Genomic DNA, 16,678 nt, shown 5'->3' on the forward strand with positions numbered 1-16,678 from the left:
GCCCCTGAAAAAGCAGGGGCTGCGCCCCGTGCTTTTTCGGCCCGAAAGGGCCGTAGGCCCTTAAGGGGCGCGGGGAACTGCGCGAGAAGCCCCACTCACCCGCACCCGCCGACGCGACCCGCACCCCCGAGCTACTAGGCACCCACCCCGCACCCCCTCCCCGCAGATCGAGGTATGTCATGCGCACCCCCAAGCCAAGCCGCCGCACCCTACTCGCCGGAACGGCGGCCACGGCGGCCACCGCGGTCACCACCCTCCCCACGCTGAGCCCCCCGGCCCACGCAGCCGAGCCCACCGCAGCCGACGCCCACTCCACAACCCCCGGCGCCACCACGTACCGCTGGCGCAACGCCGTCATCGGCGGCACCGGCTTCGTCACCGGCATCCTCTTCCACCCGGCGAGACCCGGCCTCGCCTACGCCCGAACGGACATCGGCGGCGCCTACCGCTGGGACGACCGGAGGGCCCGCTGGACCCCGCTGACCGACCACCTCGGCTGGGACGACTGGAACCTCCTCGGTGTGGAGGCGATCGCCCTCGACCCCGCCCACCCGAACCGGCTCTACCTCGCCCTCGGCACCTACGCGCAGTCCTGGGCCGGCAACGGCGCGATCCTCCGCTCCGACGACCGGGGCACGACCTGGACCCGTACAGACCTCACCGTGAAGCTCGGCGCCAACGAGGACGGCCGGGGCGCGGGCGAGCGCCTCCTCGTCGACCCGCGCGACAGCGACACGCTCTGGCTGGGCACCCGACACGACGGCCTGCTCAGGTCCACGGACCGGGGCGCCACCTGGGCCCCGGCGACCGGCTTCCCGGCGACGCCCAGCGCCTCCGGGCAGGGCGTCACCCTGCTCGTCGCCGCCGGACGCACCCTCTACGCCGGCTGGGGCGACGCGGACGGCACCTCCGCCAACCTGTTCCGGACCAAGGACGGCACCACCTGGGAAGCCGTCCCCGGCCGCCCGACCGGCACCTCCGCCAAGGTCCCGATCCGCGCCGCGTACGACCGGCACTCCCGCGATCTGTACGTGACGTACGCCAACGCCCCCGGCCCCAACGGCCAGTCCGACGGCAGTGTGCACAAGCTCCGCACCACCACCGGCAAGTGGACCGACGTGACCCCGGTGAAGCCGGGCGGCACGACGAGCGACGGCGGCGCCGACACCTTCGGCTACGGCGGGGTCGACGTCGACGCCCGCCGCCCGGGCACGGTGGTCGTGTCCACCAACAACCGCTGGGCCGAGATCGACACCGTGTTCCGGTCCACCGACGGTGGCCGTACCTGGACGTCCCTCAAGGACTCCGCTGTCTTCGACGTATCCGAGACTCCTTATCTCAAGTGGGGTGCCGACCAGCCCAAGTTCGGCTGGTGGATCCAGGCGCTCGCCCTCGACCCGTTCGACTCGAAACACCTCGTGTACGGCACCGGCGCGACCCTCTACGGCACCCGGGACCTGAAGCGCTGGGCGCCGCAGATCCGGGGCCTGGAGGAGACGTCCGTACGCCAGCTGATCTCGCCTCCGGCCGGGGAGGCGCACCTGATCAGCGGTCTCGGGGACATCGGCACGATGTACCACGAGCGGCTCACGGCGTCCCCGTCGCGCGGCATGGCGTCGAACCCCGTGTTCGGGTCGGCGACGGGGCTCGCACAGGCCGCGGCGAAGCCGTCGTACGTGGTCCGCACCGGCTGGGGCGACCACGGCAACGGCGCGTACTCGAACGACGGGGGCCGGACCTGGGCGCCCTTCGCGGCCCAGCCCGACATCGCCAAGAACGCACCCGGGCCGATCGCCGTGGGCGCCGACGGCGGCGCGCTGCTGTGGTCCTTCGTGCACTGGGACGGCACGAAGTACGCGGCTCACCGCTCCGCCGACAACGGCGCGACCTGGACCGAGATCTCCTCCTTCCCGAAGGGCGCCACGCCGGTCGCCGACCCGGCCGACCCGACGCTCTTCTACGCGTACGACACCGACACAGGAACGCTATACGCCAGCACTGACAGTGGCCGTTCGTTCACGGCCCGTGCGGGCGGACTGCCGTCCGGCGACAGCCAGTTCAAGCTGGTCGCCGCCCCGGGCCGGTCCGGTGACCTGTGGCTGAGCGTGAAGTGGAACGGGCTGTACCGCTCCACCGACGGCGGGGCGACCTTCGCGAAGCTCGACAGCTGCTGGGCCTCGTACACCCTCGGCTTCGGCAAAGCCGCCCCGGGCGCCGACTACCCGGCGGTCTACCAGGTCGGCTCGACCGAGACCATCACCGCCGTGTACCGCTCCGACGACGGCGCGAAGACCTGGACCCGTATCAACGACGACGCCCACCAGTGGGGCTGGACCGGCGAGGTCGTCATCGGCGACCCGCGCGTGTACGGCCGGGTGTACCTGGCGACGAACGGGCGCGGCATCCAGTACGGGGAGCCCGTCTGATGGCCCGGCCGACCGGACCCTCGCTCGCGGACGCCACCCGCGGCCGGATCCTCTTCGGCGGCGACTACAACCCCGAGCAGTGGCCCGAGGAGGTGTGGCACGAGGACGTCCGCCTCATGAAGCAGGCCGGCGTCAACTCCGTCACCCTCGGCGTCTTCTCCTGGGCGAAGCTCGAACCCCGCCCGGGAGCACGGGAGTTCGGCTGGCTGGACCGGCTCATGGACCTGATGGGCGACCACGGCATCGGTGTCGTCCTCGCCACCCCCACCTCCTCCCCGCCCCCGTGGATGGGCCGCCTCCACCCCGAGACGCTGCCGCGCGACGAGAACGGGCAGATCGAGTGGTGGGGCTCCCGCCAGCACTTCTCGCACTCCAGCGACACCTACCGCCGCTACGCCGCCGCCATCACCGAGGACCTCGCCGCCCGCTACGGCGGCCACCCGGCGCTCACCATGTGGCACATCAACAACGAGTACTGCACCTACGACTGGGGCGACGAGGCGGCGGCCACCTTCCGCGACTGGCTCCGGCGGAAGTACGGCACCCTCGACACGCTCAACGAGGCCTGGGGCACGGCCTTCTGGAGCCAGGGCTACGACGGCTGGCACGAGATCCTCCCGCCCCGCCGCGCCCACTACATGAAGAACCCCACCCATGTGCTCGACTTCAGACGCTTCACGAGCGACATGCTCCTGGAGTGCTACGTCATCGAGCGGGACATCGTCCGCCGACACACCCCGCACCTCCCGGTCACCACCAACTTCATGCCGCTGTGGGTGGGCCAGGACGCGTGGCGGTGGGCCGAGGAGGAGGACGTCGTCTCGGTCGACATCTACCCGGATCCGCGCGACCCGTTCGGCGCCCAGAACGGGGCGCTGGTCCAGGACATGACGCGCTCCCAGGCGGGCGGCGGCCCCTGGATGCTGATGGAGCAGGCCGCCGGCCCGGTCAACTGGCGTGGCGTCAACCACCCCAAGCCCCGTGGCCTGAACCGCCTGTGGTCCCTCCAGGCGGTCGCCCGGGGCGCGGACGCCGTCTGCTACTTCCAGTGGCGGCAGTCCCGGCAGGGCGCGGAGAAGTTCCACTCCGGCATGGTCGGTCACGCGGGCGAACAGGGGCGGACCTACCAGGAGATCACCCAGCTCGGCGCTGAACTGGCGGCGGTGGGAGGTGAGGTGACCGGCCGTCACATCGCCTCGAACACCGCAGTGCTGTTCGACTGGAACTCCTGGTGGGCCGGTGCCCAGGACGGCCGGCTGTCGTCCGAGGTCGACCTCCCCCAGGTCGTACGCGCCTGGCACCGCGCGCTCTGGGAGTCGCACCTCACCACCGCCTTCGCCCACCCCGAGCACGACCTCTCCCCGTACCGGCTCGTCGTCGTCCCGCAGCTCTACCTGCTCACGGACGCGGCCATCGAGAACCTCCTCGCGTACGTACGCGGGGGCGGCACCCTGGTCAGCGGCTTCCTGACCGGCGTCGCCGACGAGGACGACCGCGTACGCCCCGGCGGCATGGACACACGGCTCCGCGACCTCTTCGGCATTCGCACTCTGCACGAGTGGTGGCCCCTGGACGCGGGGGAGACGGTCGAGTGCGAGGGCCCCTCGGGGACCATCCGGGGCACGCTGTGGTCCGAGGAGATCGAAGCGGCGGACGCGGCCGCGGACACGGCCGAGGCCGTGCCCTTCGTGTACCGGGGCGGTGAACTCGACGGACTCCCGGCGGTGTTGCGGAACGACCGCGCCTGGTACGTCTCCACGCTGCCCGAACCCGCCGCGCTGCGCGCCCTGTTGGCACGGATCGCGACCGACGCCGGGGTGCGCCCGGTGCTGGACGGACTGCCCGACGGGGTCGAGGCGGTGCGCCGCGGCGACGTGCTCTTCGTGCTCAACCACGGCCGCGACGAGGTCACCGTCGACGTCCCGGGCACCCACCGCGACCTGCTCACGGGCGAGACGGTCACGGACACGCTGTCGCTCGGCCGGTACGGCGTGGCGGTGCTGAAACCATGATCACCCGTATGGCCGTACGAGGCATACGGGCCGCGGCGATCCGCCCCACCCGGACCCGCCGCGCGGAACCCACGACTTCCTCCGGCGCCGAACCGTTCGGATCCAGGACTTCCCCCGGCACCGAACCGTTCGTCCCGCTCCACCTCGGCGCCGGAGAAGACCGCGTCCCCACCCCGGGGCCGCGGTAGCACTCCCCACACGCAGTTCCCCCCACCCATGGAAGGAACACGACACCCATGGCACTACGCACCCGCACCCGCACCGGGACCGGCACGGGTCCCCGCACCCTCGGCCGGATCGGCAAGGCCCTGCTCGCCCCCGCCCTCGCGCTCGGCGCCACCGTCGGTCTCGCCTCCGCCCCCGCCTCGGCCGCCGTCTGGAACTCCTGCGACCAGTGGGGCAACACGAACCTGAACGGCTACACGCTCTACAACAACATCTGGGGCTCCGGCGCCGGCAGCCAGTGCATCTGGGCCAACTCCGGTACCAACTGGGGGGTCTGGGCCAACCACCCCAACACCGGCGGCATCAAGTCGTACCCCAACTCCAAGAAGGTGATCAACAAGACGATCACCTCGCTCGGTTCGCTCAACAGCAGCTACAACGTCACGGTCCCGTCGTCGGGCGCGTACAACTCGTCGTACGACATCTGGGACACGGACTACGACTACGAGATCATGCTCTGGGTCAACTACAACGGGGCCGTCGGTCCGCTCGGCACCGCGCAGGGCAATGTGACACTCGGCGGTCACACCTGGAGCGTCTACAAGGGCAGCAACGGGGCCAACGAGGTCTTCTCGTTCCTGCGCACCTCGGACTCGAACTCCGGCACGGTCCAGATCCTCCCCATCCTCAAGTGGATCAAGGACACCAAGGGCTGGATGGGCAACGAGACCATCGGTGACGTGCAGTTCGGCTTCGAGGTCACCTCGTCCTCCGGCGGCCTGGACTTCGTCACCAACAACCTGACGGTCAGCAGCAGTTGACGCTCGACGGCTGCTGAACCGTAGGTAACTCCGAAGGCGGAGAACGCAAGCCCGGCCGGTGCCGTACCCCCACGCGGCACCGGCTCGGGTCGTTCTAGGTCCCCTCCGGGTGCGCCTCCGTCGTCAGGCGGATCAGTAGCGCGCCGGGGGTGCGTGGCAGCGTGACGCGCAGTTCTCCGGTGGGCGGGTCCCAGGTTGCCGCCGCCGCGTCCGTCCGGGCGGCGGACGGGTGCAGGATCTCGGTGTGGACGGCGCCGCCCCGGCCCGCCAAGTGTGGGACCGGGAGGCACACTTCGGCCTCACCACCCCTCCGCCACACCGAGAGGTAGGCCCGCCCGTCCCGGCCCGGCACGCGCATCCCCAGCGCCAGCCACTCGTCCGTCCAGCCGGGCAGGCCGAGCGGCCAGAAGGGCACCGCGTGGGCCAGGTCGCCGCGGATCGACTTGTATGTGGCCACCGCCTCGCGTACGAGGCCGAGTTGATGGTCCGTCATGCGGTCGAGGTGGCCGGAGAGGTGGATGCGGCCGAGGAGGGCGCCGCCGAGGGTGAGGGTGATCAGGTCGTCGTCGTACTCGGGCTGGGGGTAGGCCCAGACGGCGCCCTGTTCCGGGGGTACGGCGGTGGGGGCGGAGGCGGCGATCGGGGGGTAGCGGAGGGGGTCCTGCTGGTCGCTGGTGGACTGGAGCTGGGAGACGGCGAGGGTGGCGCCGTCCATGCGCATACCGCCGGAGGCGCAGTTCTCGACGACGAGGTGCGGGTAACGGTCCAGGACGGCGGAGAGCCAGTCCAGGTAGGCGTGGGCGTGACCGAGGAGGCCGGCGCCGGGGGAGAGGTCGCCGGGGGCGGTGGTGCCGGGGTCGATCACGATGTTGTAGTCGAGCTTGAGGTAGCCCACGCCCCAGTCGCCGACGATGCGGTCCACCGTCTTGTCGAGGTGCGCGCGGGCGGCCGGGTGCCGCAGGTCCAGCTGGTGACGCCCCTGCTCGGCCAGCCGCACCCCGTCCCGCTGGAAGAAGGCCTCATCCGGCAGCTCCGCAGCGACCGCGCTCCGCACCCCCACCACCTCCGGCTCCAGCCACAGCCCGGGCACCATGCCCCGCTCCCGAATCCGCTCCAGTACGGCCCGCATCCCACCATCGGCCGAGGCACCGACGCGTCCCACAGCGTCACCACCGCCTCCGACGAGGCCCACAGCCTCACCGCCGGGTCCGGCGCCTTGTCCAGCCCCGGTCTCGGTCTGTGCCGCGGTGCGGTTGCGTTCGGGGGTCGAGGCGTCGGCGCGGCCCGGTGTTTCGGGCCTCCCGACCTCCGCGGCACCGGCCGAGGCGTCGGCCCCGCCACCCTCCCCAGCCTCGGTTCCGGTTCCGGTTCCGCCTAGGCCTCTGACTCCGGCTCCGCCTAGGGCTCCAGCTTCGCCTTCGGCTCCGGCTCCGGCTCCGCCAAGACCTCCGGCTTCGCCTTTACCTGCGGCTCCAACCCCCGCCCGACTCCCGCCAACCACCCCTCCCTCGGGAAAGCGGCGCGCTGACGGCAGCCACTCGCCGACGCTGTCCCACCAGCCGCCGTCCGCCGTGTCGTCGTACCAGCCGGAGTCGATGCAGAAGTACTCGGCGCCCGCGTCCGCCGCCGCGTCGATCAGCGGTAGCAGCTTCTCCGTGGTCGGGTCGCCCATCAGGGTGTTCATGTAGTCGTTGAAGACGACCGGCAGCGTCTCGTGGTCCGGGTGGGGGCGGCGGACGGCCCGGCGGTACGCGGTCAGACTGCCCAGCGCCTCGTCGAGCCCGGTCCCGAAGGCGAGCGCCGCCGGCACTGTCGTGAACTCCTCGCCCGGTGCCGACCGCACCCGCCACTGATGCTCGGCATCGGTGGGGCCGTTCACCGCGAGGTAGGTGCCATGGGCCCGTTCCCCCAGGTCCCAGCGCCAGCCGGCCGGTGACTCCACCTGCCACACCCAGGCCCGGCCCCGACCGCCCCGTTCCGTCAGCGCCCCCATCGGCAGATGCCCGTCGCTGGGCCAACTCCCGCGCCCGGTGAGGGAGAGCGCCGCCCGGCTGTCGTGCTGATGGGCGTCGACGCCGATGTCCGCGACCGTGGCCCGCAGCGGTTCGGCGTACCAACGGCACTCCGCGAGCCAGTCGTTGCGCGCCCGGTGCACGTCGAGCAGGTCGGCGGAGGGGAGCCCACCGAGGAGGAGGCTGCTGACGGACTGGACGACGATCGGCCCGGCACCGTCGTTGCGCAGTCGCACCCGCGACCGGAGCACGGCCACCCCGACGGGAGACGACAGCTCGGCGAACGCGGTCAACCCGCTGTCGGCGTCGTGCAGTTCGACCGTCAGCCGCTCCCAGCGACCGCCCCCACCGTCTTCACCACCTCCACCGCCCCCACCACCCTCACCACCGTCACCAGTCTCGCTACGGTGCCCCCGATACTCCAGCCGCCCCCCGAACGCCGTCCCCGTGAACCGCGGCCCCGACCACCCGCTCCCGTACCCGAATGCCGTCAACTCGACCAGCGGCAGCGCGACTTCGGGATCGACGGTGTCACCGGCCGGCCCGAGCCGCACCACCCGCAGCGTCCCGTCGGCGGCCGTCGCGAACACGCTCTCGACCGCCGGATGACCCCAAGTGAAGCCCGACGCGACGCGGTGGTGACCACCGGCACCGTCCGTGAGGCGATCTCCTGCATCTGACGCGTCTGACGCGTCTGACGCGTCAGACGTGCCGTCGCTGCCGCCGAAATCGCTCGCACTTGAGTCCGACGAGTCCCACGTGCCCCATGTGCCCCACGAGCCCCTAGAGTCCAAGTCGCTTCCCCTCTCCCACCCGCCCGTCCGTGAATCTCTCGGCACGGACTCTTGACGACCCCTGTGTGACCGGTCACAATCCTGGCATGAATGTGACCGGTCACACAAGGCGCCCGGCGAGCATCCGAGACGTCGCGACGGCCGCCGGTGTCTCGTACCAGACCGTCTCCCGGGTGATCAACGGCCACCCCAGCGTCAAGCACACGACGCGGGAGCGGGTGCAGGCGGCCATCGAGGAGCTGGGGTTCCGGCGGAACGCCACCGCGCTCGCGCTGGCCAGCGGGCGCACCCGGGCCGTGACCGTGCTGACCGCGAACACCACGCACTACGGCTACGCCTCGATCCTCCAGGGCATCGAGGAGGCGGCGCGGGCGGCCTCGTACGCGGTCGGGATCGGCGTCCTGGAATCGGCGGACGAGGCCGCGGTCGCCGCCGAGGTGCAGCGCGCCTCCGACGCGGGCGGCGGCCTCATCGTGATCGCCTACGACCCGGCCGGGGTCGCCGCCCTCGACGCGGTCCCCACCACGCTCCCGGTCGTCGGCGTCGTCGAGACCCCCGCGACCCCGCCCGGCGGCGACCGCCCCTGGGTGTGGACCGACGACCGCGAGGCCGCCTACGAGGCGACCCGGCATCTGCTCTCCCTCGGCCACGAGACGGTGCACTATGTCGCGATCCCGTCCAGCACCCGCCGCACCGGCGCCCGTACCACCGGCTGGCAACAGGCGCTCAAGGAGGCGGGGGCGCCCGAATCCCGCCCGGTGCAGGGGAGTTGGGGCCCGGCGGGCGGTCACGCGGCCGGACTCGCCCTGGCCGGGGACCCGGCGGTCACCGCGATCCTCTGCGGCAACGACGACCTCGCCCTCGGTGTGCTGCGCGCCCTGCACGAGGCCGGACGGTCCGTACCCGGCGAGGTGAGCGTCGTCGGCTTCGACGACGCCCCGCACTCCGCCTATCTCACCCCGTCCCTGACGACCGTACGCCTGGACTTCACCGGCCTCGGCCGGGCCGCGTTCGCCCTGCTGCACGGGGTGGTCGAGGAGTCCGCACAGATCGCCCCCCACCCCGTCTCCGTACCGCACCTCGTCGTGAGGGAGAGCGCGGGCCCACCGCCCGCGCCGCGGCCCGCCCCGCCCGCGACCGGCACGAAGGCCTGAACGCCGTCCCCCGTCCCCGTCCCCATCCCCGTTCGCGACCGCCGCCCCCGCTCACGACCGCCGACTCCCGTCACGGGCACACCTGTTCCGCATCCTGCCCTGCCCTGCCCTGAACCACCCGTTCACGAAAGGCACGCGATGATCAGGCACGCGATGAACACGCACGCGATGAAGACAAGAGCTCTCCCGGCGCTGGCCCTCGTCTGCGCCCTCGGTCTGGCCGCCACCGCGTGCAGCGATCCCACGGCGGGGGCCTCCGGCGCGGACGCCGACGCGAAGCGGACGGCCGTCGACCCCACCGCACGCCTCGACGGTGTGAAGCTGACGATGTGGACCGCGCAGAACACGGTGACCGCGCCGAAGCAGGTCGTCGAGGCGTTCGAGAAGGCCACCGGCGCCGAGGTGGAGACCCAGGCGGTCCCGGACCCGTACGAGTCGAACGTGCCGACGAAGCTGGCCTCCGGCGACCGCCCCGACCTGATGTTCTGGCAGCCGTCCGTCTCCACGCTCCCCTTCGTCCAGCCCCGGCAGAACCTCCTCACCCTCGACGGCGAGGAGTGGGTCTCCAAGCTGGGGGACACCGAGAAGTCGCTCGGTGTCATCGACGGCAAGCGGTACGCGGCGATCGTCACCAGCCCCGCCATGCTCGGCGTCTACTACAACAAGGACGTCTTCCGGGAAGCAGGCATCGCGGAGAAGGACTTCCCCCAGTCGTACGACGAACTGCTCGCCCTCGGTCACAAGGTCGTCGACGGCACCGACGCGGCGGCCTTCTACGAGGCCGGCGGCGACAAGTGGCCGCTCCAGTGGCAGATGCAGGTGCAGCTCACCGATCTGGACCAGCAGTGGTGGGCGGACCTGAACGCGAACAAGGAGAAGTGGACCGACCCCGTCGTCGTCGGCGCGATCAAGAAGTACAAGGAGAAGCTGCTCGACGCCGGGCTCGCCCAGAAGAACTACCGCACCGGCACTTTCACCGGACAGGCCGACGCGCTGTGGAAGGGCGAGGCCGGCATGGTCCTCAACGTCACCTCCTTCCAGAGCCAGTTGCAGGCCAAGTACTCCACGAAGGAGATCGACGAGAAGATCGGCTGGTTCCCCGTCGCCAACTCGGCGGCCACCGGCCTGTATTCGCCCGACCAGACCAACGGGGTCGTGGCCTTCAGAACCGGTGACGAGAAGCGGCAGAACGCGGCCCGGCAGTTCCTCGCCTTCTGGCTGGGCCCCGACTACCCCGACTACATCAAGACGATGAAGATCCCGTCCGTACAGCCCTCCGTGCCCACCCCGGACGGCCTCCCGGAGGCCTCGAAAGCCCAGGTCGCGGCCCTGCCCACGGCCATCGGCGTCTTCCAGGCCAAGGCGATCGTCGCCCCCGACACCCACCTCTACCTCGCCGACATGCTCTTCGACAAGAAGAGCCCGCAGCAGGTCGCCCAGGCCATCCAGGACCAGTTCGCGCAGGTGGCCAAGGCCCAGGGCGCACCCGGGTTCTAGCCATGGTGGACACTGTCGTACGCAGCGCGCGCAAGCAGGAGCCCGCGCCAGGCGCGCCCAAGAGCGTGGGGCGACTGCCCCGCGCCGCCGTGCACCACCCCTGGTGGTTCGCGCTCCCCGCGATCGTCGTCTTCGCGGGCTTCTTCCTGGTGCCCAACCTGCTCAACTTCTACTACCCGTTCACCAACTGGTCCTCCTACCACCCGGACATCGCCTTCACCGGCCTCGACAACTTCACGACCATCGCCGACGACGGCACCCTCCTCCGCGCGATCCGCACCACGCTCCTCTACGCGCTGCTCGCGGCCGTCTTCCAGAACGTCTTCGGGCTGGTGCTGGCGCTGCTGCTGGAGGACGACACCCGCTTCAACCGGTTCTTCCGGGCCGCGTTCTTCCTGCCGGTGCTCATCTCGGCCCTCGCCACGGGGTACGTCTTCCAGGCCCTGCTGGACCAGGACGGTGCCGTCAACTCCCTGCTCGGCACGGACATCCCCTGGCTGGGCTCGACGACCTGGACGCTCGTCGTCGTCACCCTCATCCACGGCTGGAAGTGGATGGGCCTGTCGATGCTGATCTATCTGGCGGGCCTGAAGGGCATCCCCGGCGACATGCTCGAAGCCGCGCGGATGGACGGGGCCGGGCCGTGGCGGACGTTCTGGTCGGTGCGCTGGCCGATGCTCGCCCCGGCCCTCACCTTCAACGTCACCACGGCGCTCATCGGCTCCATGAACACCTTCGACATCGTGCAGGCCACGACCGGCGGCGGCCCGGCCGCCTCCACGGAGGTCTTCAACATCTACATGTTCCGGATCTTCGGACAGGGCCTGTACGCACAGGCCTCCGCGATGAGCCTCGTCCTCTTCCTGGTCGTGGTCGCCGTCGCGATTCCGCTGGTCATCGGGTTGCGCCGAAGGGAGCAGCTGCTGTGAGCACCGTGCTGTGGCGCTACGGCCGCCCGGCCCTCGTCCTCCTCCTCGCCGGTCTCGCCGTCGGCGTCCCGCTGTGGCTGGTCCTCGTCACCTCCGCCAAACCGCAGGCGGAGGCCATCAGGCCGAACCTGGACCTGCCGGAACACTGGCAGCCCGCAGGCAACTACGAGGACGCCGTCGCCCAGGGCGAGATGCTGCGCGGCCTCCTCAACTCCCTGCTGGTCGTGGTCCCTTCGGTGGTCCTGGTGCTGCTCCTGGGCGCGGGCGCCGCCTGGGTCTTCGCCCGCCGCAAGTCGAAGCTGGTCTCGGCGGCGTACGCGCTGTGCATCAGCGGACTGCTGCTGCCGCCCGCCGTCATCACGATCGTGATGGAGCTGCGGCAGCTCGGACTGGCCGGCACCCGGCCCGGAATGATCGCCGTCTACACGGGGATGTACCTCTCCACCTCGATCTTCTTCATGACGGGCTTCATCCGCGCCATCCCGATGGAGCTTGAGGAGGCGGCCCGGATCGACGGCGCGAAGCCGTTCCGGATCTTCGCGCGGATCGTCCTCCCGTTGCTCCGGCCGGTCATCGCCACCGCCACGATCATGGTGATGCTCTACGCCTGGAGCGACATCTTCTACGCCTTCTTCGTCCTCGGCGGCGGCGACCGGGCCACCCTCCCGCTCAACCTCTACAAGGTCGCGAGCGCCCAGCTCTACCTCAACAACTGGCATCTCGTCTTCGCGTACGTCGTGGTGATGAGCCTGCCGATGGTCGCCGTCTTCCTCGTCGGCCAGCGAAAGATCGTGTCCGGAATCACCAGTGGAGCCGTCAAATGACCGGAGGTCCAGCCGCGTGATCACCCCCACCCGCACGAGAAGCCGCACCCGGACCCGCACCAGGTCCCGTACGAGAACCACCTTGGTCACAGCACTACTTGGAGTCACCGTCATGGCAGGCAGCACCTTCCCCGCCACCGGATCGGCCACAGCGGCAGCCGCCTCGGCCGCCGATCCGCAGCGCCTCACCGTCGATCTCTCCGCCTCCGAGGGCCCGGTGATGCACGGCGCCAACGGCGCGCTGTACGGGCTCAGCGACGACGGGGTGCCCAGCGACGCGGCCCTCGCACCCCTGAAGATCACCAGCATCTCGCAGAAGCCGGAGGGCGGCGCCCAGCACCCCAACGGCGACGCGCTCACCGTCTCCAAGTCGTTCTTCCGCAACGGCGGCGGCGAGATCAACGTGATGATGCAGGACATCTACGCCAAGTGGCCGTACGAGGACCTGGGCATCGACGACTACCTCCCCAAGGTCGACAAGATCGTCAAGGAGGTCTCGGCCGACCCGAACGGCGACCGCTTCGTCTACATCCCGTTCAACGAGCCCGACCAGATCTGGTACAAACTCGACGTCGCCGACCAGGCGCAGTACGAGATCAACCGCGACCGCTTCTTCCGCGACTGGAAGACGGTCTACGAGCGCATCCGCGCGATCGACCCGGACGCACGCATCGCCGGACCCAACGAAGCCGCGTACCACACCCGCCTGCTGCGGGACTTCCTCGCCTTCGCCAAGCGCGAGAACGTCCTGCCCCAGGTGATGACCTGGCACGAACTGGGCTCGGGCTCGCTCCGCGACTTCCAGGGCCACTACGACGACTACCGCGCCCTGGAGCGGGCGGCGGGCATAGCCCCGCTGAAGATCAACATCGACGAGTACGCCAACCGCCGTGACCTCTCCGTCCCCGGCCAACTCGTCCAGTGGGTCTCGATGTTCGAGCGGAACAAGGTGTACGCCAACCAGGCCTACTGGGACGCGGCGGGCAACATGGACGGCAATGTCGTCCGCTCCAACATCCCCAACGGCGGCTGGTGGCTGTTCCGTTGGTACGCGGGCCTGACCGGGGACACCGTCAAGGTCACGCCGCCGCAGGCCAACACCGTCGACACCCTTCAGGGCCTCGCCTCCCTCGACACCTCCCGCCGCCAGGCCCAGGTCCTGCTGGGCGGCTCCGCCGGCGACACGGACGTCGTGGTCCAGAAGGTCCCCCGCTCCCTCTTCGGACGCACGGTCACCGCGACCGTCGCCGAGGCCGCCTGGTCCGGCTACGAGGGTCAGCACGCCACCCCGCGCGTCCTCAGCCGTACCAAGGTGCGGATCGCGGACGACGGCACGGTGACGGTCCCGCTGCGCGGCCAGCACAAGATGTCGGCCTACCGCATCGTCCTCACCCCGGGCGGCAACGGCACCCCCACCACCCCGTCCGTCCCCTGGACCGCCTCCTACGAGGCCGAGGACGCCGCGATCACCGACGGCAAGGTCTACACCCAGGGCACGGTGAGCAACGCCAACGGCTACGCGGCCTCCGGCACCAAGGACGTCGGCTCCCTCAACCAGCCCGGCAGCAAGGTCGACTTCACCGTCTCGGTCCCGAAGGACGGCACCTACGACCTGGCGATCCTCTACGGCAACCAGTCCGGGACCCCGGCCACCCAGAAGCTGACGGTCGACGGCGGCGACCCGGTCACCGTCACCTACCCCTCCACCGAGAACTGGACCTACCGCGCGAAGAAGGACCTGACGGTTCAACTTTCCTCAGGAACCCATCAGTTGACCCTCTCCAAGGGTGCCACCGAGGTCACCCTCGACCGCATCGACCTCACCGCCCGCACCGCCGACCCCGCCGCCTCCTACGAGGCCACCCTCGCCGACATCAGCGGCAGGCCGTCGTACGACTACTCCTCCTCGGCCGGCACCGGCACCGGCGCGCTCGTGCTGCGCTCCGGCGACAAGGCGGTCTTCGACGTGTACGCCCCGCGCGACGGCTACTACCGCGTGGTGCCCCGGGCCTCGGCGCCGGTGAAGCTCGCCCTGCACGGGCAGTCGGTGGCCGCGGTGCCCGACCGGCCGCTGCGGCTCTACCTCGTCGCGGGCAACAACCGGATCACCGCCACCGCCAAGCACACCGCACTCCGCGCCCTCGACGTCACCGGCGCGGGCTCGACCACGGGCACCCTCGCCTTCGACGGAGCCTCGGCCACGCTCGCGGGCGGAGCCAAGCTCGTCGACTCCGCGTACGCCTCGGCCGGGTCGTACATCGGGTGGCTCGGCAACAGCGCGGACAGCACCGCCGAGTTCACGGTGAACGCCCCCGCCTCGGGCCGCTACGTCCTGGTCGTCCACTACGCGCACAACGACCGCCGCGACAACGGCCACGCCTACAACACCGACATCATGTCCCGCACGGCGGACATCACGGTCGGGGACGGCGACCCGCGCACGGTCACCTTCAAGAACACCTGGGGCTGGGACGACTACTGGACCGTGGGCGTCCCCGTCGACCTGAGGAAGGGCACCAACAAGGTGACCTTCGGCAACGAGGGCGCCTGGGCGCCGAACATCGACCGGATCGAGGTGGGCCGGGTCGTCGGCTAGTCACGCACGGGACCCGGCCGCCGGTGGGGCCCGGCGGCCGGGTCCCGGCGTGTCGGCGGTCTCAGGCCCGGTCGACCTCGACCCGCAGCGCGTTGTACTCCGTGAACTCGGCCTCGACGCCCTCGCGGGTCAGCCCGTAGCGGGCCAGGTCGTAGCGGTGAGGTGTGCTGCCCTTGGAGTGGGTGGCGGCCTCCGGGAGCCGCGCGGCGTCGGCCTCGGTCCAGCGGGCGCCGATGGCCGCGTACAGCTTCGGGGCGCCCGCGGCCGGGTCGGTGCCGAGCGAGGAGTACGGCACGTCCACCACGGCCTCGCGGGGCAGTTCGGCGCGGACGGCCAGGCCCCGCCGTACCGAACGGCTCAGCAGGTCCAGCCAGGTGGCGCCGACGTGGTGCGGGTCGACCGTGCGGCGGGAGAGGACCATGCCCACCTCGACCAGGCTGCAGAACGAGGCGACGGCGGTCACCGGATCACGGTGCGTCCACACCAGCGTGGCGTCCGGGAACACGGAGAGCAGGGCGTCGAGGTTGCCGGTGTGGAAGGGGGACTTCAGGATCCAGCGGCGGCGCGGGCGGCCGTACTGGAGCACCTGGAAGGCCTGCTTGAGGTGGCGGTAGTCGGGGACGAAGTCCCGCTCGAAGTGCCAGGCGTGGTAGCGCGGCAGCTGGGCCTGGGACAGCGGGACCAGGGCGTGCGGCAGCAGGAACGTGTCCTCCTCGGGGCCTTCGGCGGTCATCGGGTGGATCTCACGGAAGCGCGGAGCGAGCCGATGGGTGCCGTCGAGCATCCTGCGCGCCGACGTGATCGCCTTCCGCCGCTGCTCGGGCGACGGTTCGAGGCCGGGGGCGAGCAACTCCCACAGCCGCGGGCAGCGATGGTCGTCGGAGAGGGAGAGGATGCCGTGGGTGAGTGTGGTGGCCGTGCGCGGCAGACCCACCACGAACACCGGCCGCTCGACGCGCTCCTCCTCGATGGCCGGGTTCTCGGCGATCAGCCGCCGGATCCGGGCCCGGTTGGTGAGATGCCGGCGCACATGGGCCTGCGCCGACTGCCAGCCGACCGGGGACAGTTCCGGGTCGTCCGCCCAGTCGCGCAGCAGGAACCGGAAGCCGTCCGGGAACTCCTCGTCACCCTCCGCCCACCCGGCCCTGTCGAGGATCCGCTCGAAGACCCGGTCCGGATCGCGACGGGAACGGAGCGTGGGCCGGAGCAGGAGGTTGGCCAGGGCGAGGGCCGACGGGGTGGAGGGCACGGATGTGTCCTTTCCGGGCGAGCGACGGACGGCAGCGCGCGTCTCGTCGAACCGGCGGGGACCCCAGTCTAAACGGGGACTTGTCCCCGGAACGCGTCACCGTCCGCAGTGCGCAGTGCGCCGTCCATCGCCCGCCGCCCGCCGCCCGCCGCCCGTCGCCCGTCGACCGCTGTCCGCCGTCCATCGCCCGCCGTCCATC

10 protein-coding genes are annotated in these 16,678 nt (G+C 71.1%); 8 read left to right on the forward strand and 2 right to left on the reverse strand.

The genetic code is table 11. The features are described from left to right. Positions 1–179 precede the first annotated feature (179 nt). From ACZ7MG_RS42180 to ACZ7MG_RS42190, 3 genes are all read left to right on the forward strand, one after another. The gene (locus ACZ7MG_RS42180) at positions 180–2,426 is read left to right on the forward strand and encodes a twin-arginine translocation signal domain-containing protein (protein WP_471395399.1); all 2,247 of its coding nucleotides are present in this window, start codon (positions 180–182) and stop codon (positions 2,424–2,426) included. Next, complete coding sequence (locus ACZ7MG_RS42185; RefSeq protein WP_471395398.1) at positions 2,426–4,438, forward strand: beta-galactosidase; 2,013 nt, start codon at positions 2,426–2,428, stop codon at positions 4,436–4,438. Before ACZ7MG_RS42180 ends, ACZ7MG_RS42185 begins: the two co-directional genes overlap by 1 nt. Positions 4,439–4,674: 236 nt before the next feature. Continuing rightward, positions 4,675–5,424, forward strand: a complete 750-nt coding sequence (locus ACZ7MG_RS42190) for a glycoside hydrolase family 12 protein (RefSeq protein WP_471395397.1) — start codon at positions 4,675–4,677, stop codon at positions 5,422–5,424. A gap of 94 nt (positions 5,425–5,518) precedes the next feature. On the opposite strand, the gene ACZ7MG_RS42195 is transcribed toward ACZ7MG_RS42190, so the two are convergent. Continuing rightward, complete coding sequence (locus ACZ7MG_RS42195) at positions 5,519–8,026, reverse strand: glycoside hydrolase family 36 protein (protein WP_471395396.1); 2,508 nt, start codon at positions 8,024–8,026, stop codon at positions 5,519–5,521. Between the two features lie 290 nt (positions 8,027–8,316). Between ACZ7MG_RS42195 and ACZ7MG_RS42200 the strand changes: the two genes are divergently transcribed. The 5 genes from ACZ7MG_RS42200 to ACZ7MG_RS42220 all read left to right on the forward strand — a co-directional run bounded on the left by ACZ7MG_RS42200 (position 8,317) and on the right by ACZ7MG_RS42220 (position 15,230). After that, a complete protein-coding gene (locus tag ACZ7MG_RS42200) occupies positions 8,317–9,384 on the forward strand; it encodes a LacI family DNA-binding transcriptional regulator (RefSeq protein WP_471395395.1) in 1,068 nt (355 codons plus the stop codon). 168 nt (positions 9,385–9,552) lie between these two features. After that, entirely contained in the window at positions 9,553–10,881 is a 1,329-nt protein-coding gene (locus ACZ7MG_RS42205) for an ABC transporter substrate-binding protein (protein ID WP_471395446.1), read from the forward strand. Between the two features lie 2 nt (positions 10,882–10,883). Beyond that, complete coding sequence (locus ACZ7MG_RS42210) at positions 10,884–11,810, forward strand: carbohydrate ABC transporter permease (protein WP_471395394.1); 927 nt, start codon at positions 10,884–10,886, stop codon at positions 11,808–11,810. Beyond that, positions 11,807–12,634: a carbohydrate ABC transporter permease gene (locus ACZ7MG_RS42215; RefSeq protein WP_471395393.1), complete on the forward strand. Its 828-nt coding sequence runs from the start codon at positions 11,807–11,809 to the stop codon at positions 12,632–12,634. Before ACZ7MG_RS42210 ends, ACZ7MG_RS42215 begins: the two co-directional genes overlap by 4 nt. 112 nt (positions 12,635–12,746) lie before the next feature. Continuing rightward, positions 12,747–15,230 (forward strand): carbohydrate-binding protein, encoded by a 2,484-nt coding sequence (locus ACZ7MG_RS42220; protein WP_471395392.1) that lies wholly within the window; start codon positions 12,747–12,749, stop codon positions 15,228–15,230. 61 nt (positions 15,231–15,291) lie between these two features. Here the strand turns inward: ACZ7MG_RS42220 and ACZ7MG_RS42225 are convergent, their stop codons facing one another. Beyond that, positions 15,292–16,479: a sulfotransferase family protein gene (locus ACZ7MG_RS42225; RefSeq protein ID WP_471395391.1), complete on the reverse strand. Its 1,188-nt coding sequence runs from the start codon at positions 16,477–16,479 to the stop codon at positions 15,292–15,294. Positions 16,480–16,678: the final 199 nt, after the last annotated feature.

The sequence above is a fragment of the Streptomyces sp. NPDC107538 genome (genome assembly GCF_055657445.1).

Excerpts from the sequence above, each read along its gene's own strand:
- ACZ7MG_RS42185 (WP_471395398.1), top strand. The coding sequence starts at position 2,426 with ATGGCCCGGCCGACCGGACCCTCGCTCGCGGACGCCACCCGCGGCCGG.
- ACZ7MG_RS42210 (WP_471395394.1), top strand. The coding sequence starts at position 10,884 with ATGGTGGACACTGTCGTACGCAGCGCGCGCAAGCAGGAGCCCGCGCCA.
- ACZ7MG_RS42180 (WP_471395399.1), top strand. The coding sequence starts at position 180 with ATGCGCACCCCCAAGCCAAGCCGCCGCACCCTACTCGCCGGAACGGCG.
- ACZ7MG_RS42205 (WP_471395446.1), top strand. The coding sequence starts at position 9,553 with ATGAAGACAAGAGCTCTCCCGGCGCTGGCCCTCGTCTGCGCCCTCGGT.
- ACZ7MG_RS42200 (WP_471395395.1), top strand. The coding sequence starts at position 8,317 with ATGAATGTGACCGGTCACACAAGGCGCCCGGCGAGCATCCGAGACGTC.
- ACZ7MG_RS42220 (WP_471395392.1), top strand. The coding sequence starts at position 12,747 with ATGGCAGGCAGCACCTTCCCCGCCACCGGATCGGCCACAGCGGCAGCC.
- ACZ7MG_RS42190 (WP_471395397.1), top strand. The coding sequence starts at position 4,675 with ATGGCACTACGCACCCGCACCCGCACCGGGACCGGCACGGGTCCCCGC.